Source organism: Thauera sp. ZXT1-4 (genome assembly GCF_052598215.2).
On sequence record NZ_JBQWSN020000012.1, the window covers coordinates 77,563 to 100,786 of the forward strand.

20 protein-coding genes are annotated in these 23,224 nt (G+C 65.7%); 6 read left to right on the top strand and 14 right to left on the bottom strand.

Features of this window, described 5'->3' with window-relative positions:
- Nucleotides 1–5 precede the first annotated feature (5 nt).
- Nucleotides 6–512, bottom strand: coding sequence for a TIGR00645 family protein (locus ACUH78_RS11270; RefSeq protein ID WP_418362733.1), 507 nt, complete (start codon nt 510–512; stop codon nt 6–8).
- A gap of 11 nt (nt 513–523) precedes the next feature.
- Complete coding sequence (locus tag ACUH78_RS11275) at nt 524–1,261, bottom strand: S-methyl-5'-thioinosine phosphorylase (RefSeq protein WP_435749851.1); 738 nt, start codon at nt 1,259–1,261, stop codon at nt 524–526.
- 127 nt (nt 1,262–1,388) lie between these two features.
- Between ACUH78_RS11275 and typA the strand changes: the two genes are divergently transcribed.
- Entirely contained in the window at nt 1,389–3,200 is a 1,812-nt protein-coding gene (gene typA, locus ACUH78_RS11280; RefSeq protein ID WP_418362731.1) for a translational GTPase TypA, read from the top strand.
- 249 nt (nt 3,201–3,449) lie between these two features.
- Here typA and galU read toward each other — a convergent pair whose 3' ends face one another.
- Genes galU through smc form a run of 4 tightly spaced genes read right to left on the bottom strand, consistent with a single transcriptional unit; the run spans nt 3,450 to nt 11,196 of the window.
- Entirely contained in the window at nt 3,450–4,352 is a 903-nt protein-coding gene (galU, locus tag ACUH78_RS11285; protein WP_435749850.1) for a UTP--glucose-1-phosphate uridylyltransferase GalU, read from the bottom strand.
- A 50-nt stretch (nt 4,353–4,402) separates the two neighbouring features.
- Complete coding sequence (ligA, locus tag ACUH78_RS11290) at nt 4,403–6,508, bottom strand: NAD-dependent DNA ligase LigA (protein ID WP_445333495.1); 2,106 nt, start codon at nt 6,506–6,508, stop codon at nt 4,403–4,405.
- A complete protein-coding gene (locus ACUH78_RS11295) occupies nt 6,508–7,611 on the bottom strand; it encodes a cell division protein ZipA (RefSeq protein ID WP_445333496.1) in 1,104 nt (367 codons plus the stop codon). Before ACUH78_RS11295 ends, ligA begins: the two co-directional genes overlap by 1 nt.
- A 36-nt stretch (nt 7,612–7,647) precedes the next feature.
- Nucleotides 7,648–11,196 (bottom strand): chromosome segregation protein SMC, encoded by a 3,549-nt coding sequence (gene smc / locus ACUH78_RS11300; RefSeq protein WP_445333497.1) that lies wholly within the window; start codon nt 11,194–11,196, stop codon nt 7,648–7,650.
- A 126-nt stretch (nt 11,197–11,322) separates the two neighbouring features.
- On the opposite strand from smc, the gene dapC reads away from it, so the two are divergent.
- The 5 genes from dapC to prmB all read left to right on the top strand — a co-directional run bounded on the left by dapC (nt 11,323) and on the right by prmB (nt 16,912).
- On the top strand, nt 11,323–12,516 hold the full coding sequence (dapC, locus tag ACUH78_RS11305; protein WP_418362726.1) for a succinyldiaminopimelate transaminase: 1,194 nt from the start codon (nt 11,323–11,325) through the stop codon (nt 12,514–12,516).
- A 14-nt stretch (nt 12,517–12,530) separates the two neighbouring features.
- Nucleotides 12,531–13,352, top strand: coding sequence for a 2,3,4,5-tetrahydropyridine-2,6-dicarboxylate N-succinyltransferase (gene dapD / locus ACUH78_RS11310; RefSeq protein ID WP_445333498.1), 822 nt, complete (start codon nt 12,531–12,533; stop codon nt 13,350–13,352).
- A 96-nt stretch (nt 13,353–13,448) separates the two neighbouring features.
- The gene (locus tag ACUH78_RS11315; RefSeq protein WP_445333499.1) at nt 13,449–14,624 is read left to right on the top strand and encodes a PilT/PilU family type 4a pilus ATPase; all 1,176 of its coding nucleotides are present in this window, start codon (nt 13,449–13,451) and stop codon (nt 14,622–14,624) included.
- A gap of 47 nt (nt 14,625–14,671) precedes the next feature.
- Nucleotides 14,672–15,811, top strand: coding sequence for a succinyl-diaminopimelate desuccinylase (dapE, locus tag ACUH78_RS11320; protein WP_445333500.1), 1,140 nt, complete (start codon nt 14,672–14,674; stop codon nt 15,809–15,811).
- 153 nt (nt 15,812–15,964) lie between these two features.
- Nucleotides 15,965–16,912, top strand: coding sequence for a 50S ribosomal protein L3 N(5)-glutamine methyltransferase (prmB, locus tag ACUH78_RS11325; protein ID WP_445333501.1), 948 nt, complete (start codon nt 15,965–15,967; stop codon nt 16,910–16,912).
- A 113-nt stretch (nt 16,913–17,025) separates the two neighbouring features.
- Here prmB and iscX read toward each other — a convergent pair whose 3' ends face one another.
- The 8 genes from iscX to ACUH78_RS11365 are packed head-to-tail and all read right to left on the bottom strand — an operon-like array spanning nt 17,026 to nt 23,223.
- The gene (iscX, locus tag ACUH78_RS11330; protein ID WP_418362721.1) at nt 17,026–17,220 is read right to left on the bottom strand and encodes a Fe-S cluster assembly protein IscX; all 195 of its coding nucleotides are present in this window, start codon (nt 17,218–17,220) and stop codon (nt 17,026–17,028) included.
- 1 nt (nt 17,221) lies between these two features.
- Nucleotides 17,222–17,563, bottom strand: coding sequence for an ISC system 2Fe-2S type ferredoxin (fdx, locus tag ACUH78_RS11335; protein WP_445333502.1), 342 nt, complete (start codon nt 17,561–17,563; stop codon nt 17,222–17,224).
- 11 nt (nt 17,564–17,574) lie between these two features.
- A complete protein-coding gene (hscA, locus tag ACUH78_RS11340; RefSeq protein WP_445333503.1) occupies nt 17,575–19,443 on the bottom strand; it encodes a Fe-S protein assembly chaperone HscA in 1,869 nt (622 codons plus the stop codon).
- 18 nt (nt 19,444–19,461) lie between these two features.
- A complete protein-coding gene (hscB, locus tag ACUH78_RS11345; RefSeq protein ID WP_445333504.1) occupies nt 19,462–19,998 on the bottom strand; it encodes a Fe-S protein assembly co-chaperone HscB in 537 nt (178 codons plus the stop codon).
- Between the two features lie 10 nt (nt 19,999–20,008).
- Entirely contained in the window at nt 20,009–20,332 is a 324-nt protein-coding gene (gene iscA / locus ACUH78_RS11350) for an iron-sulfur cluster assembly protein IscA (RefSeq protein ID WP_418362717.1), read from the bottom strand.
- A 26-nt stretch (nt 20,333–20,358) separates the two neighbouring features.
- Entirely contained in the window at nt 20,359–20,742 is a 384-nt protein-coding gene (gene iscU, locus ACUH78_RS11355; protein ID WP_418362716.1) for a Fe-S cluster assembly scaffold IscU, read from the bottom strand.
- Between the two features lie 51 nt (nt 20,743–20,793).
- On the bottom strand, nt 20,794–22,005 hold the full coding sequence (locus tag ACUH78_RS11360) for an IscS subfamily cysteine desulfurase (RefSeq protein WP_435749844.1): 1,212 nt from the start codon (nt 22,003–22,005) through the stop codon (nt 20,794–20,796).
- A 54-nt stretch (nt 22,006–22,059) separates the two neighbouring features.
- Nucleotides 22,060–23,223 (bottom strand): cysteine desulfurase family protein, encoded by a 1,164-nt coding sequence (locus tag ACUH78_RS11365; RefSeq protein ID WP_445333505.1) that lies wholly within the window; start codon nt 23,221–23,223, stop codon nt 22,060–22,062.
- Nucleotide 23,224: the final 1 nt, after the last annotated feature.

Below are 23,224 nucleotides of genomic sequence, written 5' to 3' on the forward strand. Positions count from 1 at the left end.
GCGCTTCAGTGCCCTTTCCCCGACAGCCTGTCCATGGCGGCGTACAACAGCCCCGAGAACAGGAAGGTCACATGGATACCGACCATCCAGCCGAGTTGACGGTCGGTCAGGTTGTGCGCGTTCATGAAGGCCTTGAGCAGCTCGATCCCGGAGATCGCCACGATCGAACCGATGAGCTTGAGCTTGAGGTCGGAAAACCCGATGTGGCCCATCCACTCGGGGCGATCACGATGCGAGTGCAGGTCCTCCATCTTCGAGACGAAGTTCTCGTAACCGCTGAAGATGATGATCACCAGCAGATTCATGATCAGCGCCACATCCACCAGCGAAAGCACGCCGATGATCAGCTCTCCGCCCGTCGCGGACCAGATGTGGGCGAACAATCCATAGAGCTCTTTGGTGAACTTCACCAGCAGCAGCACCATCGCCAGCACCAGGCCGAAATAAACTGGCGCCATCAGCCACCGGCTGGTGAACAGCACGTGCTCGAACGCGCTCTCGAGACGCTTCATCTTTTTCACCCTCACACTTTGCACAGGCACTCGAGTACGTTGCGCACCCGCACCATCGATTCCTGCAGCACGAGCTCGATGTCATCGAAGTGGATGCCGTGCTCGCTTGCGGAACGGCCCGCAGCATAATTGACCACCACGCCGATCGCGGCATACGGCAGATCGAGCTCCCGCGCCAGAGAGGCCTCGGGCATGCCGGTCATGCCCACGATGTCCGCACCGTCGCGCTCGAAACGATCGATCTCGGCGGCAGTCTCCAGACGCGGACCCTGCGTTGTCGCATACACGCCCCCATCCACGGCCGCCTCGCCTGCCGCCTGGATGGCCGCAAGCAGACGCTGGCGCAAGGCGTCATCGTAGGGGTGGGTGAAATCGATGTGGCGCACGGGGCTGTCGCCGCCTTCGAAGAAGGTGCTTGCGCGCCCCCAGGTGTAGTCGATGATCTGATGCGGCACGAGCAGCGTTCCGGGTGGCAGGTCGATGCGGATGCTGCCAACCGACGCGACCGACACCACGCCAGTGACGCCCGCTTCCTTCAGCGCCCAGATGTTGGCGCGGTAATTCACGAGGTGGGGCGGAATCGTGTGGCCATAGCCGTGACGCGCCAGAAACACCACCTCGTCGCCGCACATACGCCCGAATACAAGCGCGCCGGAAGGCTCGCCGAAGGGTGTGCGTGCGACCTCCCGGCGCTCGATCTCCATGTTCGACAGCTGTGTGAGTCCGCTACCGCCAATGATCGCAAGCATTCGATGACCTCTCAGATTCGGGCGCGGGATCTTAACATGCGGACAGGCGACCTCGAGATTTCGTGTTGCGCTGCGGTGCGTCATGGTAGAATCCTCGCCCTTTCAAAGACTTCCCACGCCCTCCTCCATGTCCCGCGCCATTCGCAACATCGCCATCATCGCCCACGTCGATCATGGCAAGACCACCCTCGTCGACCAGCTCCTGCGCCAGTCCGGCACCTTCCGCGATAACCAGCAGGTCGCAGAACGCGTCATGGACTCGGGTGACATCGAGAAGGAACGTGGCATCACCATCCTGTCGAAGAACTGTGCAATCCAGTACGGCGACACCCACATCAACATCGTCGACACCCCGGGCCACGCGGACTTCGGCGGCGAGGTGGAGCGCGTGCTGTCGATGGTCGACAGCGTGCTGCTGCTCGTCGACGCGGTCGAAGGTCCGATGCCGCAAACCCGCTTCGTGACCCGCAAGGCACTTGCGCTGGGCCTGAAGCCGATCGTCGTCATCAACAAGATCGACCGTCCGGGGGCGCGCCCGGACTGGGTGATCAACCACACCTTCGACCTGTTCGACAAGCTCGGCGCCACCGAGGAGCAGCTCGACTTCCCGGTGATCTACGCCTCGGGCCTCAATGGCTTCGCGGTGATCAACGAGGGCGATGAGCGGAAGGACATGCGCCCGCTGTTCGAGGCCATCCTCGAGCACGTGCCTGCACCGGAAGTCGACGCCAGCGGTCCGCTGCAGATCCAGGTCTGCTCGCTCGACTACTCGACCTACATGGGTCAGCTCGGGATCGGCCGCATCAAGCGCGGCCGCGTGCGTCCCAACCAGGAAGTCGTCGTCATGTACGGCGAAGAGAACCGCGGCAAGGGCAAGGTCAGCCAGATCCTTACCTTCGAAGGCCTGGAGCGCAAACCCTCCGAGATGGCCGAAGCTGGCGACATCGTGCTGATCGCGGGCATTCAGCAGGTCAACATCGGCGTTACCCTCTGCGACCCCGATTGCCTCGAGGGCATGACGCCGATCGCGGTCGACGAGCCCACGCTGACGATGAACTTCATGGTCAACACCTCGCCGCTCGCCGGCCGTGAAGGCAAGTACGTCACCAGCCGCCAGATCCGCGAGCGCCTGGAAAAGGAACTGCTCAAGAACGTCGCCCTGCGCGTGAACTACACCGGCGACTCGGATGTGTTCGAGGTTTCCGGCCGGGGCGAACTGCACCTCACCATCCTGCTCGAGAACATGCGCCGCGAAGGCTACGAGCTCGCTGTGGGCCGCCCGCGCGTGGTGTACAAGGAAATCGACGGGGTGAAATGCGAGCCCTACGAGATGCTCACCGTCGACGTCGAGGAAGACCACCAGGGCGGCGTGATGGAAGAGCTTGGCCGTCGCCGTGGCGAGCTGCAGGACATGCAACCGGACGGCAAGGGCCGCGTGCGCCTCGAGTACCGCATTCCGGCCCGCGGCCTGATCGGCTTCCAGGGTGAGTTCCTCACCATGACGCGCGGCACCGGCCTCGCCAGCCACGTCTTCGATGACTACGGCCCGATGGCCGGCCCGATGGCCGAGCGCCGCAACGGCGTACTGATCTCGCAGAACGACGGCGAGGCGGTGGCCTACGCGCTGTGGAACCTGCAGGACCGTGGCCGCATGTTCGTGAGCCCGGGCGAAGCGCTGTACGAAGGCATGATCATCGGCATCCACACACGCGACAACGACCTCGTCGTCAACCCGATCAAGGGCAAGCAGCTCACCAACGTGCGCGCCTCCGGCACCGACGAAGCCGTGCGCCTGATCACGCCGATCGCACTCACCCTCGAGTCCGCGATCGAGTTCATCGCCGACGACGAACTGGTCGAGATCACGCCCAAGAACATCCGCCTGCGCAAGCGCCACCTCAAGGAAACCGACCGCAAGCGCGCGGCCAAGGCCGCCTGAGCCGGATCGCCCGCCATCGGGTGCAGCGCCCAAGCCCTGCACCCGCACCGAATGCGCCGAGGCCCCGCCGGGATTGTCCCGCCGGGGCCTCTTCTTTCCAGTCATCGCGAATGCTCCGCTCCATCTACATGCAGATCGGAGCGAGCGGCGCATTCATTCGCGGGCAGGCCCGCGAAAACCCCCACCGGACTGGGGACTCTGGCGCAGAAGCGGCCTTGTCCGCCAAGAACCTGCGAAAGCCCCCCGCGCCTACTTCTTCTTGCCGCCGCCCGTTTCCGCGCCGAAGCGGCCGCTCAGGTACTGCGCGAACTCCGCGCCGGTCTCGGGATGGCGCAGGCCGAACTCGATCGTCGCCTTCAGGTAGCCGAGCTTGGAGCCACAGTCGTAGCGGACACCGTCGAACTGATAGGCCAGCACCGCCTCCTCCTTCAGCAGCGAGGCGATTGCATCGGTGAGCTGGTATTCGCCGCCGGCACCCGGCTTCAGCGCGCGGATGTGGTCGAAGATGCGCGGGGTCAGGATGTAGCGTCCGACGACCGCCTGCGTCGTCGGTGCATCCTCGGGCTTCGGCTTCTCGACGATGCCGGTCATACGCTGCACCTGCCCCTTGTCGGACTCGGTGCTGACGATGCCGTAGCTGCGGGTTTCCTCGCGGGGCACGTTCATGGTGCCGAGCACCGAACAGCGGTGATAGTTGTAAACATCCACCATCTGCTTCAGTACCGGCGTCTTGTCCTTGTTGTCGAGCAGGTCGTCCGCGAGGATCACCGCAAAGGCCTCGTCGCTCACCACATGGCTGGCGCACATCACCGCGTGGCCAAGGCCGAGCGCTTCCGACTGGCGGATGTAGATGCAGTTGACACCCTTCGGCACCGTCTTGCGCACGATGTCGAGCAACTCCTTCTTGCCGCGCGCCTCGAGCTCGGTCTCAAGCTCGTAGGCCTTGTCGAAGTGGTCCTCGATCGAGCGCTTGGTGCGCCCGGTGATGAAGATCATGTCGGTGATGCCCGCCGCCACGGCCTCCTCGACCGCGTACTGGATCAGCGGCTTGTCCACGATCGGCAGCATCTCCTTCGGGCTCGCCTTGGTGGCGGGCAGGAAGCGCGTGCCCATGCCGGCAACCGGAAACACTGCCTTGGTGACCTTCTTCATTTCTTATTGCTCTCCCAGATTGAAAGGATGCCGCAACGCAGCGGGCGCCATCATGCGCCCGTCCGCGCCGGTGCGCATCCACCGTTTGTATCCGATTCGCTCAGCAGCCGCAGCAAGCCGTCCTCTTCGAGGATCGCGACCCCGAGCGCCTGCGCCTTGTCGAGCTTCGAGCCGGCCTCCGCACCAGCCACCACGTAGTGCGTCTTCTTCGAGACGGAGCCCGCGACCTTGCCGCCGCGCGCCTCGATCAGCGCCTTGGCCTCGTCCCGCGTCAGCGTCGGCAGCGTACCGGTCAGCACGAAGGTCTTGCCGGCCAGCGCACCCGCAGCGGCCGCGGCGGGCTCGCCCTCTTCCCAGTGCAGGCCCGCAGCGCGCAGCTGCTCGATGACCTCGCGGTTATGCGGCTCGGCGAAGAACGCGGCGATCGCATTCGCCACGATGGGGCCCACATCCGGCACCTGCTGCAAGGCATCGACGTCGGCCGCCATCAGGGCTTCCAGCTTGCCGAAATAACGTGCCAGGTCGCGTGCGGTCGCCTCGCCCACGTTGCGGATGCCGAGCGCGAAGATGAAGCGCGCAAGCGTCGTCGCACGGCTCTTCTCGATCGCCGCGAGCAGGTTCTGCGCCGACTTCTCGCCCATGCGCTCCAGGTTGGCCAGCGCGAGCACGCCCAGCCGGTAGAGATCGACCGGCGTCTTGACGATCGCCGCATCGACCAGCTGATCGACGAGCTTGTCGCCGAGGCCCTCGATGTCCATCGCGCGACGCCCCGCGAAGTGCAGCAAGGCCTGCTTGCGCTGCGCAGGACAGAACAGTCCCCCGGTACAACGCGCCACTGCCTCGTCCTCGCCTCGTACGACGTGCGAACCGCATACTGGACAGACGGGAAAGCGCTCGAGCAGTACGAAGCGTGGCAACTCGGTCGTTCGCCGCTCCACCACCGGCGCAACCACCTCGGGGATCACGTCACCGGCACGGCGTACGATGACCCAGTCACCGATGCGCACATCCTTGCGGTCGATCTCGTCCTGATTGTGCAAGGTGGCATTCGTGAGCGTCACCCCGCCGACAAACACGGGGTCGAGTCGCGCCACAGGGGTCAGCGCCCCGGTGCGACCGACCTGCACTTCGATATCGCGCAGCAGCGTCACCGCTTCCTGCGCCGGGTACTTGTGCGCCACCGCCCAGCGCGGTTCACGGGTGACGAAACCCAGCTGCTGCTGCAGCGCACGCGCGTTGACCTTGTACACCACGCCGTCGATGTCGAAGGGCAGGCTGTCGCGCAACCCGGCGATGCGGGCGTGGAAATCCGCCAGCCCCTGCGCACCCTGCACCACTGCACGGTGCGCGCACACCGGCAGCCCGAAGTCGGCGATCGCGTCAAGCACGCCGGCGTGGGTGTCGGGTACCTGCCAGCCCTCCACATCCCCCAGGCCGTAGGCGTAGAAGGACAAGGGACGGCGCGCAGCGATGGCAGGGTCGAGCTGGCGGATGCTGCCTGCGGCAGCGTTGCGCGGGTTGACGAAGGTCTTCTCGCCTGCCTCTGCCTGGCGTGCATTCAGGCGCTCGAAGTCCGCGCGGCGCATGTAGACCTCGCCACGGACCTCGAGCACCGGCGGCGCCTCGCCGCGCAGGCGCAAGGGGACAGCCTTCATCGTGCGCACGTTGCTGGTGACATCCTCTCCAGTCTCACCATCCCCCCGCGTGGCCGCCTGTACCAGCAGGCCCTGCTCGTAGCGCAGGCTGATCGCGAGGCCGTCGAACTTCAGTTCGGCTGCGTATTCCACTGGCGGATCCGCATCCTCGAGCTTGAGTGCGCTCCGCACCCGCGCGTCGAAGCTGAAGGCGCCGCTTGCCTCGGTGTCGGTCTCGGTGCGGATCGACAGCATCGGCACGCGATGGCGCACCGGGGGGAACTGCGACAGCGGCTTGCCCGCCACGCGCACCGTTGGCGAATCGGGCGTGCGCAACGCTGGATGCGCAGCCTCCAGCGCCTGCAATTCGCGGAACAGGCGGTCATACTCCGCATCCGGAATGGTCGGTGCATCCAGCACGTAATAGGCGTGGTCGTGACGCGCGATCTCCGCCCGCAGTGCGGCCGCACGCGCTTCCGGGTCGCCCTCGCTGGCGCCCGATGCCTGATCGAAGAGATCCATCAGTGCGAGAACAGGCGCTGCGCGAGCGGACCGCCCGCGGGAAGATCGGACTCGGCCATGCGTGCCTGAAACTGCTCGATCTGCACCCGGATCAGCGCTGCCGCATCCGTACCGAAAGGCGCGCGGTTGTCATCGACCACATCGCCGTCGAGCGCGCGCGCGAGCTCGTTCGCGGTGTGCATCATGCGCTCGAAGACCTGGGCGCCGTGCGCGACACGCGGGACGTCGATCACCAGCGTGATGCCGGGCGTGACAAGCTTGTCGAGGTTGTCGCGCGAGAACAGCCCGGCGTCGAGGTTCGCAAGCATGAACTGGCTGCTGGTGCCGTCGATCGCATGGAAGCAGCCATCCTCGCCCAGGGTCAGGCCGAGGCGTTCCGCCTGGCGCCGGATCTCACCGCCTTCGAACTGGCCGTCGCGGGCGACGATATTCACGCCGATCTGCACATCCACATCCGCGCAGAAGCGGTCGAGCTCAGCGGCGTGCTTCAGGGTTTCGGCCCGCGGCGGCAAACCCGGCGGGAGCGCCATCAAGGCATCCGCTACGCGCTGCACGCCGCCGGTAAAGCGCATGAAATCGGTTTCACCGATCGATCCATGCCGGTCCACGAGCTGGAGCGCCGCACAGAACCAGTTGCACGTGCCTTCGCTGTCGGGGCCGAGCTGCTGCCAGAGGTTCTCGGTGTCCTTGAAGCCGAACCAGCGCACCGGCTTGCTCAGGCCCGCGAGCTGGGCGATCTGTTCGTTCCAGACGCGCGAAACCTCCAGCGCTTCGATCGTCTCGAGCCGGATCACGCAATCTGCGCGAGCATCCAGCAGACGCGGCAGGTCGGGCGCGCTGCGTCGCAAGGGCGCTTCACTGACGCGCCGCGCAGCGTTGTCCAACTCGCTGCCCACGCGGAACTCGCCGGGCTCCCGGCGCGCCGACCCGCCCCCACCCTCCGCGTCGGCGCGCGGCTCGAGCAGCACATCGCGGTGCTCCGACCTGAAGGCGCGCTCGGCGTTGCGCTGGTGCTTGCGCTCCTGCCACTTGTTGTAGCCGACCACCAGTACCACCGCGCCGATTCCGACTGCAACCAGCGCGATCTGAAGTTCGCTGTCCATGAGTTTTCCGAAAGACTCCGTCTTGCCCCGTATGCCCTACGCCGCGACCGGATCGGCCAGGCGCAGCGCCTCTTCGATATCCACTTCCACGACGCGCGAAACGCCCTGTTCCTGCATCGTCACCCCCACAAGCTGCTGTGCATACTCCATCGTGATCTTGCTGTGACTGATGAAGATGAACTGCGTCTGCGATGACATGCGCTTGACCATGTTCGCATAGCGCTCGGTGTTCGTATCGTCCAGCGGCGCATCCACCTCGTCAAGCATGCAGAAGGGCGCCGGGTTGAGCTGGAACATCGAGAACACCAGCGCAATCGCGGTCAGCGCCTTTTCGCCCCCCGACAGCAGGTGGATGGACGCGTTCTTCTTGCCCGGCGGTTGCGCCACGATCTGGATGCCCGCGTCGAGGATCTCCTCGCCGGTCAGCACCAGCTCCGCCCGTCCGCCGCCGAACAGCTGCGGGAACAGCGCCGCAAACTGGCGATTGACCGTATTGTAGGTCTCCTGCAACTGCTCGCGCGTTTCCCTGTCGATGCGACGGATCGCATCTTCAAGCGTGTCGATCGCCTGCAGCAGGTCTTCGGTCTGAGCATCGAGGTAGCCCTTGCGTTCCGCTGCACTCTTCAACTCGTCCAGCGCAGCCAGGTTCACCGCGCCCAGGTCAGCGATCTCTCGTGCAAGCCGGGCAAGCTCACGCTGCAGACTGCCTTCCTTCGGCCCCTCCTGAAGCAGGGGCGTGAGTGCGGCTTCATCCGCCTTCACCTCGATCAGGCGCTCCTCGAACTGCTGCACCGACAGCTCGGCGGCCTGCAGGGCCAGACGCAACTCGGCCACGCGGCTGCGGATCGGTGCAGCCTCGTGTTCCGTGCGCAGGCGCGCCTCCTCCACCTGCTTCAGGGCGGCGGCCGCATCGGCCAGCGCGTCGCGCCGCGCGGCCAACGCTGCCTCGCGGCGGGTGCGCAGTTCGAGCGCCGTGTGCAGGGCCTCGGTACCGCGGCGGTCATCGGTCGCTTCAAGCTCGGCCTCGCGGGTGCGGCTTTCGCTTTCGATGCGTGCAAGCTGCTCCTCGGCGAGTTGCCGGTTACGAGCGATATCGTCGAGCTTGCCCGCGCACTCACGCTCGGAGAAGCGGGCTTCCTGAAGCTCCCGGCCCGCAGACTGTTCCAGCGCGCGCGCCTCGCGCAGCGCCTGCTCCCGATCGCGCAGGATCTCGCTGGCAGCCTCCAGGCGCTCACGCTGAAGCGCCGCCAGCTCTGCAGCGCGCGCCTGCTCCAGCTCGGCCCGCGTGAGGTGCTCTCGCTCGGTGCCTTCGAGATGCAATACATCCTCCAGGTCGCGCACCAGCTGGCTGCGGCGCTCTTCGGCCCGACTGCGGGCCTGCGCGAGCTTGAGCACCTCGACCTGCTCGGCATGGACCTGCGACTGCACCGCCTGCGCGTCCTTGCGCAGCGCGCCAATGCGCTCCTGCACATCACTCGCCGCGGCCTCGGCCGCGTGCAGCGCGTCATGCGCGATCAGCGCCTCTTCCTCCAGTGTCTGCTGCGCATGGGCAAGACTCTCGATCTCGCGCTGGCGCTCGATGACGCCGTGCGTGCGGGTGTCGGGCGCATGGTACGAAAGGCTTGCGCGCGTGAGCACCTGACCCTGCGCACCGACCAGCCTTACGCCCACGGGAAGCTCTGCATGGCGGGCAATCCACGGGGCGAGGGCCTCGACCGCGTAGCAGCCTTCAAGCAGATCCTCCAGCAATGGTGCGAGCTCTGCCCGTATGCAGGTCACCAGCGTGCCGAGCGGCACGGTCCCTGCCAAGGCCACCTCGTTCGCGGGCGAATCTGCGACCTGCTGCGCCAGCCCGAGACCGATCGCGACCGATTCCGGCGGGGCCTCGTCGAGCAGGCTGTGCGCGGCGGACCGCGCGGCTGTTTCATCGGGCGCGATCAGCGCGGACAATCTTTCGCGCAGCACGGCCTCGACCGCGGCATCCCAGCCAGCCTTCACCTGCAGGAACTCCCACAGCGGCGGGAGCTGCTCGAGTCGGTGACGCTTGAGCCAGTCCCCGAGCTTGCCCTGTGCCTGCACCCGAGCCTGCAACTGGACCAGCGCGTCCCGCCGCGCGCGCAGTTCGGTGAGGTTGCGCTGCGCAGCGCGTTCTCGCTCGAGCGCCGTCTTGAGCGCCGCCTGCACATCCGGCAGGCGTGCCTGCAAAGCGCCCAGTTCCTGGTGCGCCTGCTCGGACGCTTCCTGCAGCGCCTCCAGCCGCGCCTCGCGCTCGAGCAATGCGCACGCGTCCGGACCGGTAATCGCGGCGCGCTCGGCCTCGAGCCGGCCGCGCCGCTGCTGCAGGGCCTCGAGCGCGCGGTGAGCGCTCGCGCGGTTCGCCTCCTCCACCCGCAGCTGCTGTTCGGTCTGCGCCAGTTCGCGGCGCGCTGCGGCGACCGTCGTATCCGCCGCCTGGCGTGCCGCATCAAGCTCCGGCACACGGTCGGCGATCTCCGCATGGCGCGCCTCGGCCTGCTCCGCACGCATCGCCGCATTGAGCGCCAGTTCCGCCCAGCGCTCATGGTCGCCCGCCAGTCCCTCGCGGCGCGCCTGCCAGTGCGCATGGTCAAGCCCGAGCTGAGTGATGCGCGCTTCGAGCCGCTTGCGCGCCTCGCCCAGGTGCTGGAGCTCGGTCTCGAGCCGGCTCACCTCGGCGCTGACGGCGAACAGGTCGTTCTGCGCTTCATGGACCGACTCCGACGCCTGGAAGTGGGCGTCGCGGCAGGTTTCGATTGCCGTCTCCAGACTTTGCAGACGCTCGCTGTCGAGCTCGACCCGGCGGGCGGCTTCACCGAGCTCGGCCGCGATCCGCGCGTGCGCATCACGTGCCTCGTTGCGCTTGAGCAACCAGAGCAACTGCTGCCGCTCGGTGTGGACGGCGCTGAGCTGCTGGTACCGAGCCGCCACTTCGGCCTGCCCCTCGAGGTGGCCGATGCGCTCGCCCAGTTCCATGCGGATGTCGTCCAGGCGGGCCAGGTTGTCGCGCGCGTCACGCAGCCGCCCCTCGGTCTCCTTGCGCCGCTCACGGTATTTGGTGACGCCCGCCGCCTCCTCGAGGAAGCCACGGATCTCTTCCGGGCGCGCCTCGATGATGCGAGAGATCATGCCCTGCTCGATGATCGCGTAGGCGCGCGGACCCAGGCCGGTGCCGAGGAACAGGTCGATGACGTCCTTGCGGCGGACGTGCACGTTGTTGATGTAATAGGTCGACTCGCCCGAACGGTCGAGCACGCGCTTGACCGAAATCTCGGCGTAGCGCGACCACTGCCCCGCAGCCTTGCCCTCGGCATTGTCGAACACCAGCTCCACGCTCGCACGCGATACCGCCTTGCGCGTCGTCGAGCCGTTGAAAATAACGTCCTGCATCGACTCGCCGCGCAGCGCGGAGGCCCGCGTTTCGCCCAGCACCCAGCGTACCGCGTCGATGATGTTGGACTTGCCGCAGCCATTGGGTCCCACCACGCCGACGAGGTTGCCGGGCGTAAGCACCGTGGTCGGGTCGACGAAGGTCTTGAAACCGGCGAGTTTGAGCTTGGAGAGACGCACGTCGGAACCAGGCGGAGAGCGCGCGCGAACGCGTCGCAGGGCGGTCGGAAAGGCTGCGCATGATACCATTTCCGCCCATCCCGACTTCGCGCGGACGCGCCCAGCGCGTACCCGATCCGTATCAAAGTGAATCCGAATCTTGCCCGCCTGCAGACCTACCCCTTCGAGAAACTGCGCGCGCTGTTCGCAGGCATCGAGCCGCCCGCGCACCTGAAACCGATCCGGCTGTCGATCGGCGAGCCGCAGCACCCGACGCCGGGCTTCATCCGCCAGACGCTGGCCGACAACCTTGGCGGCCTGTCGAGCTACCCCGCGACGCTCGGGAGTGACGCGCTGCGCGGCGCGATCGCGCACTGGCTCGAACGCCGCTTTGGCTTGCCGAAGATCGACCCGGCAACGCAGGTGATCCCGGTCGCGGGCACGCGCGAGGCACTGTTCGCCTTCGCGCAATGCGTGGTCGATGGCACGAAACCCGGCGCCAAGGTCCTGTGCCCGAACCCCTTCTATCAGATCTACGAGGGGGCGGCCCTGCTCGCCAACGCCGAGCCGATCTTCATCAACAACCTGCCCGAGAACGGCTTCGGCTCGGATTTCGGCAGCATCGACGAGGCCGTCTGGCGCGACGTCCAGCTCGTCTATGTGTGTTCGCCGGGCAACCCCACCGGGCGGCTGCTGAAGCTCGAGGAGTGGAAGACGCTGTTCGAGCTGTCTGACCGCTACGGCTTCGTGATCGCTGCCGACGAGTGCTATTCCGAGATCTACTTCGACGACGACGCCAGGCCGATCGGCGGCCTGGAGGCGGCCTGGCGTCTGGGGCGCACGGATTTTCGCAACGTGGTGATGTTCTCCAGCCTGTCCAAGCGCTCGAACGTGCCCGGCATGCGCTCTGGCTTCGTGGCAGGCGATGCGCGGATCCTGAAGGACTTCCTGTTGTACCGCACCTACCACGGCTGCGCGCTCAACCCGGCAGTGCAGGCCGCCTCGGTGGTGGCGTGGAACGACGAGGAGCATGTCGAGGAGAACCGCCGCCTCTACCGCGACAAGTTCGCCCGCATCACGCCCATGCTGCAGCCCTGGCTGCCGGTGTCACTGCCGGACGCAGGCTTCTACTACTGGGTGCGCACACCGATCCCGGACACCGAGTTCGCCCGCCGTCTGCAGGCTGAATATAATGTGACGGTCCTGCCGGGCAGCTTCCTCGCCCGCGAAGCCAATGGCGTAAATCCGGGCGCCGGCTTCGTGCGCATCGCGCTGGTGGCCGACACGCACGAGTGCGTCGAGGCGGCCGAGCGCATCATCGATTTCTGCAAAACACTCTGAGAGAGATTTCCCACATGCACGCTCTGAAACCGATCATCGACGACGCTTTCGAAAACCGCGCCAGCCTGTCGCCCGCCTCCGCCCCGGCCGAGATCCGCAATGCGGTGGAAGAGGTCATTGCCGGCCTGGACGCCGGCACGCTGCGCGTGGCCGAGAAGAAGGACGGCCAGTGGGTGGTCAACCAGTGGATCAAGAAAGCCGTGCTGATCTCCTTCCGCCTGCGTGACAACGAGGTGGTACAGGCCGGCGGCCTCAACTTCTTCGACAAGGTGGCGACCAAGTTCGGCGACTACACGCCAGAGCAGTTCCGCGAAGGCGGCTTCCGCGTGGTGCCGCCGGCGGTCGCACGCAAGGGAAGCTTCATCGGCAGGAACGTGGTGCTGATGCCGTCCTATGTGAACATCGGTGCCTACGTCGATGAAGGCACGATGGTCGACACCTGGGCCACGGTCGGCTCCTGCGCGCAGATCGGCAAGAACGTGCACCTGTCGGGCGGTGTCGGCATCGGCGGCGTGCTCGAACCGGTGCAGGCCGGCCCGGTGATCATCGAGGACAACGTCTTCGTCGGCGCGCGTTCCGAGGTGGTGGAAGGCGTGATCATCGAGGAGAACGCAGTGCTGTCGATGGGCGTGTATATCGGCATGAGCACCAAGATCTACGATCGCGAAACCGGCGAAATCACCTACGGCCGTGTGCCGGCGGGCGCGGTCGTGGTGCCCGGCAGCCTGCCCTCGGCCTGCGGCAAGTACAGCCTTTACTGCGCGGTGATCGTGAAGAAGGTGGACGCCCAGACGCGCGCCAAGACCGGCATCAACGAGTTGCTTCGCGGCGCTTGATTCACTCCGTAGGCGCGCCTCTGCCGCGATGACCTTGCGCGCGCGGAAGAGGCGCTCCTGCGATGCTCACGATCTTTTGTCCGGGACCTTGACGCCATGATTTTCGACAGTCTCTTCCAGCTGATGGCCGAGAAAAAGGCCTCGGACCTCTTCATCACTGCAGGCGCCCCGATCCACATCAAGATCCAGGGGCACACCATGCCGATCAATCAGCAGATGATGGATCCGCTGATGATCCAGCGCATGCTGACCGAGGCCATCACCCCGGCGCAGATGACCACCCTCGAAAAGGATCGGGAACTCAACCTCTCCTTCGGTCGTCGGGACCTGGGCAACTTCCGGGTCAACGTGTTCTGGCAACGCAACTCGATGGCAGTGGTGGTGCGCTACATTCAGAGCGATATCCCGACCATCGAGAGCCTGGGGATGCCGCCGGTGCTCAATGAAGTGGTGATGGAAAAGCGCGGCCTCGTGCTCGTGGTAGGGGCGACCGGCTCGGGCAAATCCACCACACTGGCCTCCATGCTCGACCACCGCAACGGGAGCCGCAGCGGTCACATCCTCACGGTGGAGGACCCGATCGAGTACCTGTTCAGACACCGCAAGTCGGTGGTGAACCAGCGCGAGGTCGGCATCGACACCAAGAGCTGGAACGAGGCTTTGCGCAATGCCATGCGCCAGGCCCCGGACTGCATCCTGATCGGTGAGATCCGCGACCGGGAAACCATGCAGGCAGCGATCTCGTATTCGCAGACGGGCCATCTCTGCCTCGCAACGCTGCACGCGAACAACGCCTACCATGCCCTCAACCGCATCGTGAACTTCTTCCCGCTGGAGAACCGTCAGCTGCTCTACCTGGACCTCGCCGTCGCCCTGCGCTGCATCGTCTCCCAGCGGCTGGTGCGCAAGCCCGACGGCAAGCGCATTCCCGCAGTGGAGATCCTGATGAACACCCGCCACACTGCCGAGTTGATCGAACGTGGCGAACTGAACGGCATCAAGGAGGCCATGGAGCAATCGCTGGCGCCCGGCTCGCAGACCTTCGAACAGGCACTGTACCGGCTCTACATCGAAAAGCAGGTCACGCTGGAAGAGGCGCTGGCCAACGCCGACTCGCCCACGAACCTGCACTGGCTGATCAACAACGCGCAGATCCAGAGCGCAGAGCTGAAATCGACACAGGTTCGGACGCCGAAAGCGATGGACTTCGAAGCGAGTTCGCCGGACGGCGCCTCGTTCCAGGAGTTCACGCTCGACCTGAACAACAACTGAGCACGTACTGAGGCGCGGCCGCACTGCCGGTCGTGCCCGAGACCCCCATGACAGAAGACCTTTCCACGCGGGCCCTGGCCCGTGCGCTCATCGCTCGCCCATCCGTCACGCCCGACGATGCAGGCTGCCTCGAACTGATCACCGACCGGCTGCGCCCGCTCGGGTTCACGATCGAGCGCATCGACACCGGCGGCGTCAGCAATCTGTGGGCGCGGCGCGGAACCGCGACGCCCGTGCTCTGCTTCGCCGGCCACACCGACGTGGTACCTCCCGGACCGACCGAGGCCTGGACCACTCCGCCCTTCGCACCCACCGAGCGCGAGGGCATGCTGTACGGACGGGGCGCTGCCGACATGAAGACCTCGCTCGCGGCATTCGTGACCGCGATCGAGCGCTTCGTGGCGCAGCACCCCATACATGACGGGAGCATCACGTTGCTGCTTACCTCCGATGAGGAAGGCATCGCCACCCACGGTACGGTCAAGGTGGTGGAGGCGCTCGCTGCCCGTGGCGAGCGCCTGGACTACTGCATCGTTGGCGAACCAACCTCGGTGAAGACCTTGGGCGACATGATCAAGAACGGCCGGCGTGGCTCGCTTTCGGGCACGCTGCGCGTCAAGGGCAAGCAGGGTCACGTCGCCTATCCACAGCTCGCGCGCAACCCGATCCACCTTTTCGCACCGGCGCTGGCCGAGTTGGCATCGACCACCTGGGACGAGGGCAACGCGTTCTTCCCGCCCACCACCTGGCAGGTGTCCAACATCCACGCAGGAACCGGCGCCAACAACGTCATCCCGGGCGTGTGCGAGGTGATGTTCAACTTCCGTTTCAGCTCCGAGTCGAGCGCCGAAACCCTCAAGGCCCGCACGCATGATGTACTCGACCGCCACGGACTGGACTACGAGGTCGACTGGCACTTGTCGGGAAAACCCTTCATCACCGGGCGAGGCAGGCTGGTCGGCGCGCTATCGGCCGCAATCCTGAATACGCTGGGTGTGGAAACCGAGCTTTCAACCACCGGCGGCACCTCCGACGGACGCTTCATCGCCGAGATCTGCAAGGAAGTGGTCGAGTTCGGCCCGGTCAATGCAAGCATTCACCAGGTGAACGAATGCGTTTCCCTCGATGCGATCGAACCGCTTTCGGTGGTCTACGAGCGAACCCTGGAGGGACTGCTGACGGCCTGATGTGACGACGGCGAATCCAGGAACCAGCCCCCGGCCAGACATCGCCGCTCCGTAACGCCTTCAGCCCACTGCACACCTTTCGCGGGCAAGCCCGCTCCCACCAAATCCCGTGCGCGGCGATCATGCGACGCGCACCGAACCCAAGAGGCCCTGATGCACCACGACGAACACCCGGAAGACGAGCACGATCACGAACATGAGCACGGTCCCCTTGCCGAGCTCGTCACCGTCCGCGACTGGCTGCGCTACGCAGTCACCCGCTTCAACCGCGCCGGCATCTTCTGCGGCCATGGCGTACAGGACAGCTTCGACGAGGCCGTATGGCTGATCCTCGGCACGCTCGCCCTGCCCCTCGATCGCCTTGAACCCTTCCTCGATGCCTGCATTCCGGGGGAAGAACGCCTCGACCTGCTGCAGGCGATCGAACAACGCGCAGACGAGCGCTTGCCGACCGCCTACATCCTGGGTGAAGCCTGGCTGGGGGATTTCCGCTTCACGGTGGACCCGCGCGTGATCGTGCCCCGGTCCTTCTTCGCCGAGTTGCTCGAGGACGGGCTGGCACCCTGGGTGGAAGACCCGGAGGCCGTGGGCAGTGTGCTTGACCTGTGCACCGGCTCAGGGTGCCTCGCGATCCTGATGGCACACGCTTTCCCGCACGCTGCGGTGGTGGGTGCAGACCTTTCCGCGGATGCGCTCGAGGTCGCACGCATCAATGTGGAGGACTACGGACTGGAAGAGCGCGTCGAACTCGTCTGCAGCGACGTGTTCTCAGCCCTGCAGGGGCGCAGCTTCGATCTGATCCTGAGCAATCCCCCCTACGTCACCGCAGAGGCCATGGACGCGCTCCCGCCGGAATACCTGCATGAGCCGCAGATGGCCCTCGCCTCGGGCGACGATGGATTGGATGTGGTGCGGCGCCTGATCGCCGAGTCGGCTGCGCACCTGAACCGGGGCGGACTCCTTGCAGTCGAGGTCGGACACAACCGTTCAATCGTCGAAGAGGCCTTCCCCGACCTGCCCTTCAACTGGCTCTCCACCCGGGGCGGAGACGACATGGTCTTCCTGCTCAGGCGCGAGGATCTGCCGGGTTCGGAGGTCTGAATCGGGCGTTGCAGAAAAACCGCAGCGCGCCCCCGGTCGATATGCCGGGGAGACGCTGCGGTGGCGGCCGCGCTGATATCGCTTTTGTTGCTGACGTCGACGCAGCGACGGTCTCAGGCGACTTCGTCGATCCAGGCCTGCTGGATGCCCTCGAGAATGCGCTCGCCGCAGCGCTTTGGGTCGTCGTCGAACTCGGGCAGCGCCATGACCCAGTTCATCAGGTCGACGAAATTCAGCTTTGTCGGATCGACCTCTGGATGCGCGTCAGCGAGCTGGATGGCGATTTCCTGAACCTCTGTCCACTTCATGTCAGTGCTTTCCTTCGCGAGCCATGTTGATGGTATAGCGCGGGATCTCGACCACCAGCGGCGTGTCAGCGACCACCGTCTGGCAGGACAGGCGCGAGTTCGGCTCCAGGCCCCAGGCCTTGTCGAGCAGGTCTTCCTCATCCTCGGTGGCCTCGTTCAGCGAATCAAAGCCTTCGCGCACAATCACGTGGCAGGTGGTGCACGCACAGGATTTCTCGCAAGCGTGTTCGATCTCGATGCCGTGATCCAGCAGGCCGTCGCAGATGGTGGTACCGGGTGCGACGTCGATGACGCCACCATCCGGGCAGAGTTCGACGTGGGGCAGGACGATGATCTGGGTCATGGTTTCGTGCTTCAGAAATTCAGTTCATCCACCTTATGGCCAGCAAGCGCGCTGCGAATGCTGTTGTCCATACGGCGGGCGGCAAATTCGTCGGTGGCGCGGGCAACGGCGTCGATGCCGGCCTTGATCGCGCGATGGTCCTCGCCAGCGCGAAGCTGGTGCAGGCTTGCCAGCACGGCGTCGATGCGCGCGCGCTCTTGCACGTCGAGCAACTCACCGTCCTTGTCGAGCGCTGCGGCGACCGCCTCGATCACCCGGTCGGCCTCGACCTGCTGTTCGCGCAGCGCACGCGCCAGCATATCGTCGCCGGCGTGATCGACGCCGGAACGCAGCATCTCCGCGATCTCGTCGTCGGACAGGCCGTAGGACGGCTTTACGAGCACGCTCGCCTCCACCCCAGAGGACATCTCGCGCGCAGACACCGACAGCAGACCATCGGCGTCCACCTGGAAGGTGACCCGGATACGTGCTGCCCCCGCCACCATCGGCGGGATGCCACGCAACTCAAAACGCGCGAGCGAGCGGCAGTCTGACACGAGCTCGCGCTCGCCCTGCACAACATGGAAAGCCATCGCGGTCTGGCCGTCCTTGAAGGTGGTGAATTCCTGGGCACGCGCGATCGGCAGCGTGGAGTTGCGCGGGATGACTTTCTCGACCAGCCCGCCCATCGTCTCCAGACCGAGCGAGAGCGGAATGACGTCGAGCAGCAGCCAGTCGTCCTCTCCGGCACGGTTGCCCGCGAGCACGTTCGCCTGCATCGCGGCGCCCAGCGCAACGACCTTGTCGGGGTCGAGGTTGGTGAGCGGTTCCTGGCCGAAGTAGTTCGCCACCGCGCGCTGGATGTGCGGCATGCGCGTTGCCCCGCCGACCATGACCACGCCCTTGATCTCGTCCGGGGCGAGTCCGGCGTCGCGCAGCGCCTTGCGCACCGGCGTCAGCGTCTTCTGCACGAGGTTGGCGGTCATCTCGGCGAACTCTTCGCGCGTGACCACCAGGTCCACCTCCTCGCCCGAAGCCAGCCGTACATGCACCGGCGCCTCCTCGCAACTGGTGAGCAGCTCCTTCGCTTCGCGCGCCTTCATCTGCAGCCGACGCGCATCCTGCAGGGACGGCGGCGAGATCTTGGACTTGTCGAGGATCCAGCAGAACAGGCGATGATCGAAGTCGTCGCCGCCGAGGGCCGCGTCGCCGTTCGTGGACAAAACCTCGAACACGCCGCGCGAAAGCTTGAGGATGGAGAGGTCGAAGGTGCCGCCGCCAAGGTCGTACACGGCATAGACGCCTTCGGCCGCATTGTCGAGACCGTAGGCCACTGCAGCAGCGGTCGGCTCGTTGAGCAGACGCAGCACGTCCAGACCCGCCAGGCGCGCGGCATCCTTGGTAGCCTGGCGCTGGGCGTCGTCGAAATAGGCCGGCACGGTGATGACTGCGCCGACGAGCGCACCGCCCAGACTGGCCTCCGCGCGTTCGCGCAGAAGACGCAGGATCTCGGCGGACACCTCCACCGGACTCTTCACGCCCTGCACGGTGCGCAGGCGCAGCATGCCTTTGGCGTCCTCGAAGTCGTAGGGTACGGCCTCGATGTGGGCGACGTCCTTGAGGCCACGCCCCATGAAGCGCTTGACCGAGACAATGGTGTTGCGCGGGTCGACCGCCTGCGCCTTGAGCGCCGCAAGGCCAACCTCGACCCCCCCCTCGGTGAGGTAGCGGACCGCGGACGGCAGCATGGTGCGGCCAGTCTCGTCCGGCAGGCAGACGGCAATGCCGTTGCGCACTGTGGCGACGAGCGAATTGGTGGTCCCCAGATCAATGCCCACTGCGAGCCGGTGCTTGTGCGGCTCGGCGGACATGCCGGGTTCAGCGATTTGCAGCAGGGCCATCGGGTCTTCGTTCCGTGCTTACTCGTTTTCGAGGGCCAGCAAGGCCTCGTCGATTTCTTGCTGAAGTTTGTCCACGAACATCAGCCGACGCACGGTGTCGGCAGCCGCTTCGTAGTCGTGTCGTGTGTCGAGCTGCTCGGCCAGATGGCCACGCACCTCACGCGCATGACCGAGCAGGCGGCGGTGCAGCTCCTCGAGCTCGCCCGCGTCGGCGGCGATGCGCGCCTCTTCCACCGCCTCGCGCCACTCCATCTGTTCCATCAGGAACTCGGGCGACATTGCGGTGTTGGTTTCCAGCGCGGCATCGACTCCGGCCAGCTCGAGCAGGTACTGCGCGCGCGCAAGCGGCTTGCGCAGGGTGCGAAAGCCCTCGTTCACCCGCGTCGCCCATTGCATCGACAGCCGCCTCTCGGTGTCCGGCAGGTGTGCGTGCCGGTCCGGGTGCACCTGGGACTGCAGCGTATGCCAGGCGGCCTCGAGCGCGCCCTCGTCGAGCGCGTAACGGCGCGGCAGCCCGAACAGCGCGAAGAAGTCCTGCGTCAGGTCGATGCTCATCGCGCGCGGCTCAAACGTTGAAGCTTTCGCCGCACCCGCACTGATCCTTCACGTTCGGGTTGTTGAACTTGAAGCCCTCGTTGAGCCCTTCCTTGACGAAGTCCAGTTCGGTGCCATCGAGGTAAGACAGGCTCTTCGGGTCGATGACGACCTTGACGCCATGACTCTCGAAGACCAGGTCCTCGTCCTCGGTGTTGTCGACGAACTCGAGCTTGTAGGCCATGCCCGAGCAGCCCGAGGTCTTCACGCCGAGACGGATGCCCAGCCCCTTGCCGCGCTTGGCAATGAAAGTGGACACATGCCGGGCGGCGGATTCGGAAAGCGTGACGGCCATGATTCCTCCTGTACTGAACGAGCCGGTCAGGCGTCGTGCTTCTTCTTGTAGTCGGCCACGGCGGCCTTGATCGCGTCCTCGGCGAGGATCGAGCAGTGGATCTTCACCGGCGGCAGGGCCAGCTCTTCGGCGATCTGGGTGTTCTTGATCTCGAGCGCCTGATCAATGGTCTTGCCCTTGACCCACTCGGTGACGAGCGAGCTCGATGCGATCGCCGAGCCGCAGCCATAGGTCTTGAACTTGGCGTCCTCGATCACGCCATCCTTGCCGACCTTGATCTGCAGCTTCATGACGTCGCCACAGGCGGGCGCGCCGACCATGCCGGTCGCCACGCCTTCCTCATCCTTGCCGAAGGAGCCGACGTTGCGGGGGTTCTCGTAGTGGTCCAGGACCTTTTCGCTGTATGCCATGTTTTTCTCCTGCTGGGGTTGTCTCTGTTGTTTCGACCGCGCGCGTACCGATCAGTGCGCTGCCCACTGCACGGCGTCAAGGTCCACGCCGTCCTTGTACATTTCCCACAGCGGGGAGAGCTCGCGCAGCTTGCCGATCTTCTTGTGCAGCAGGTCGATCGTGAAGTCGACTTCCTCTTCCGTGGTGAAGCGGCCGATGGTGAAGCGGATCGAGCTGTGCGCAAGCTCGTCGTTGCGACCCAGCGCGCGCAGCACATAGGACGGCTCCAGGCTGGCCGAGGTGCAAGCCGAACCGGACGACACCGCGATGTCCTTGATCGCCATGATCAACGACTCGCCTTCGACGTAGGCGAAGGAGATGTTCAGGTTGTGCGGCACACGGTGCTCGAGGTCGCCGTTCACATAGGTGGCCTCGATGTCGGTCAGGCCGGCGAGCAGCTTGTCGCGCAGCTTGGTGATGCGCGCATTTTCCCCGGCCATCTCCTCGCGCGCAATGCGGAAGGCTTCACCCATGCCCACGATCTGGTGAGTGGCGAGCGTGCCGGAGCGCAGGCCGCGCTCATGGCCGCCGCCGTGCATCTGCGCTTCCAGGCGCACGCGCGGCTTGCGGCGCACGTACAGCGCGCCGATGCCCTTGGGGCCGTATGTCTTGTGCGCCGAGAAGCTCATCAGATCCACCTTGAGCCTGGCCAGGTCGATGTCCACCTTGCCGGTCGCCTGCGCAGCGTCGACGTGGAAGACGATGCCCTTCTCGCGGCACAGCTCGCCGATCTCGGCGATCGGCTGCACAACACCGATTTCGTTGTTCACGAACATTACCGAGATCAGGATGGTGTCAGGGCGGATCGCCGCCTTGAGCACCTCGAGATCGATCAGGCCGTTCTCCTGCACGTCGAGATACGTGGCCTCGAAACCCTCGCGCTCGAGCTCGCGCACCGTGTCGAGCACGGCCTTGTGTTCCGTCTTGACGGTGATGACGTGCTTGCCCTTGCCCTGATAGAAGTGCGCAGCGCCCTTGATCGCAAGGTTGTTCGACTCGGTGGCGCCGGAGGTCCAGATGATCTCCTTGGCGTCCGCATTCACCAATGCGGCAACCTGTTCACGCGCGTCCTCGACGGCCTTCTCGGCTTCCCAGCCGAAGGCGTGCGAGCGGCTGGCGGGGTTGCCGAAATGCTCGGTGAGCCAGGGGATCATCTTCTGCGCGACGCGCGGATCCACGGGGGTCGTGGCCGAGTAGTCAAGGTAGATGGGGAACTTCAGCATTGCGTCTCTCCGCAAGTTCGTTGTTCGTGTATCACGTCTGCCGGGGCGTGTCGTTCAGCGCGCCACCGACGCCAGGTTCTTCAATTCGTCTGCGACGCGGACAAAGGTCTGCACAAAACGCCGCACGTCGTCTTCGCAGGTGTCGCGACCAAGACTCACCCTCAGCGCACCGCGCGCAAGACCGGGCTCCACCCCCATCGCAAGCAGGGTATGCGAAGGCTCGGGGTTTGCGCTCGAACAGGCGGAACCACTCGCACAGGCAAAGCCCGCACGGTCGAGCTTGCCCACCAGGGTCTCACCGTCAATTCCGGCGAGGGCGAAGAATACGGTATTCGGCAGGCGCAGCGCGCCAGCAGAGAAAATCTGCGCACCACGCGCCGCCAGCGCAGCTTCGATCTCGTCGCGCAGCGTGGTCAGGCGCGCATGTTCCGCCTCGCGCCGCGCGACAGCAAGCTCGCAGGCAGCGCCGAAGCCGACGATCGCCGCCACGTTCTCGGTGCCGGAGCGCAACCCCCGCTCCTGACCGCCACCAGCGATCAAGGGCGCGAGCTCGACACGCTTGTCCACAACGAGCGCCCCCGCCCCCAGCGGCCCGCCGATCTTGTGCGCAGAAAGCGTGAGCGCATGGACACCGAGGCCGCGAAAGTCGATCTCGATCTTTCCCAAGGCCTGCACCGCGTCGGTATGGAACAGGGAGCCCGCTGCGCGAGCTTCTGCTGCCAGGCTGCCGATGTCCTGAATCACGCCGGTCTCGTTGTTCGCCAGCATCACCGACACCAGACGCGGCTTGTCGGACAGCACCGTCTGCCAATCCTCCTGTGCCACGCGCCCTTGGGCGTCCACCGCGATCTCGCGCATCGTCCAGCCGCTGCGCCGCAGCTGTCGTGCAGGCTCACGCACGCAAGGGTGTTCGATGCCGCTCACGGCCACCAGGCCCGGCTTCATGACGCCGGCCGCGCCCTTGAGGAAGAGGTTGTTCGCCTCCGACCCGCCGCTCGTGAAGATCACCTCGGTCGCATGTGCGCCGACTGCCGTCGCCACGCGCGCGCGCGCCTCATCCACGGCTGCACGCGCCTGACGACCATACTCGTGACGGCTGGACGCGTTGCCGAAGCGTGCCGGCCCGGCCGCACCGAGCCAGGGCAGCATCGCCTCGCGCACTACGGGGTCCAGCGGCGTGCTTGCGTTCCAGTCTAGGTAAGTGGGCGTAAAGCTCATA

Bases quoted from the DNA above. Each gene is read 5' to 3' on its own strand.
- ACUH78_RS11365 (WP_445333505.1), bottom strand. From the start codon at position 23,223: ATGAGCTTTACGCCCACTTACCTAGACTGGAACGCAAGCACGCCGCTG.
- iscA (WP_418362717.1), bottom strand. From the start codon at position 20,332: ATGGCCGTCACGCTTTCCGAATCCGCCGCCCGGCATGTGTCCACTTTC.
- ligA (WP_445333495.1), bottom strand. From the start codon at position 6,508: ATGGATCTCTTCGATCAGGCATCGGGCGCCAGCGAGGGCGACCCGGAA.
- galU (WP_435749850.1), bottom strand. From the start codon at position 4,352: ATGAAGAAGGTCACCAAGGCAGTGTTTCCGGTTGCCGGCATGGGCACG.
- ACUH78_RS11270 (WP_418362733.1), bottom strand. From the start codon at position 512: ATGAAGCGTCTCGAGAGCGCGTTCGAGCACGTGCTGTTCACCAGCCGG.
- typA (WP_418362731.1), top strand. From the start codon at position 1,389: ATGTCCCGCGCCATTCGCAACATCGCCATCATCGCCCACGTCGATCAT.
- ACUH78_RS11315 (WP_445333499.1), top strand. From the start codon at position 13,449: ATGATTTTCGACAGTCTCTTCCAGCTGATGGCCGAGAAAAAGGCCTCG.
- iscX (WP_418362721.1), bottom strand. From the start codon at position 17,220: ATGAAGTGGACAGAGGTTCAGGAAATCGCCATCCAGCTCGCTGACGCG.
- dapD (WP_445333498.1), top strand. From the start codon at position 12,531: ATGCACGCTCTGAAACCGATCATCGACGACGCTTTCGAAAACCGCGCC.
- ACUH78_RS11360 (WP_435749844.1), bottom strand. From the start codon at position 22,005: ATGCTGAAGTTCCCCATCTACCTTGACTACTCGGCCACGACCCCCGTG.
- fdx (WP_445333502.1), bottom strand. From the start codon at position 17,563: ATGACCCAGATCATCGTCCTGCCCCACGTCGAACTCTGCCCGGATGGT.
- iscU (WP_418362716.1), bottom strand. From the start codon at position 20,742: ATGGCATACAGCGAAAAGGTCCTGGACCACTACGAGAACCCCCGCAAC.
- ACUH78_RS11275 (WP_435749851.1), bottom strand. From the start codon at position 1,261: ATGCTTGCGATCATTGGCGGTAGCGGACTCACACAGCTGTCGAACATG.
- hscA (WP_445333503.1), bottom strand. From the start codon at position 19,443: ATGGCCCTGCTGCAAATCGCTGAACCCGGCATGTCCGCCGAGCCGCAC.
- dapE (WP_445333500.1), top strand. From the start codon at position 14,672: ATGACAGAAGACCTTTCCACGCGGGCCCTGGCCCGTGCGCTCATCGCT.
- ACUH78_RS11295 (WP_445333496.1), bottom strand. From the start codon at position 7,611: ATGGACAGCGAACTTCAGATCGCGCTGGTTGCAGTCGGAATCGGCGCG.
- prmB (WP_445333501.1), top strand. From the start codon at position 15,965: ATGCACCACGACGAACACCCGGAAGACGAGCACGATCACGAACATGAG.
- hscB (WP_445333504.1), bottom strand. From the start codon at position 19,998: ATGAGCATCGACCTGACGCAGGACTTCTTCGCGCTGTTCGGGCTGCCG.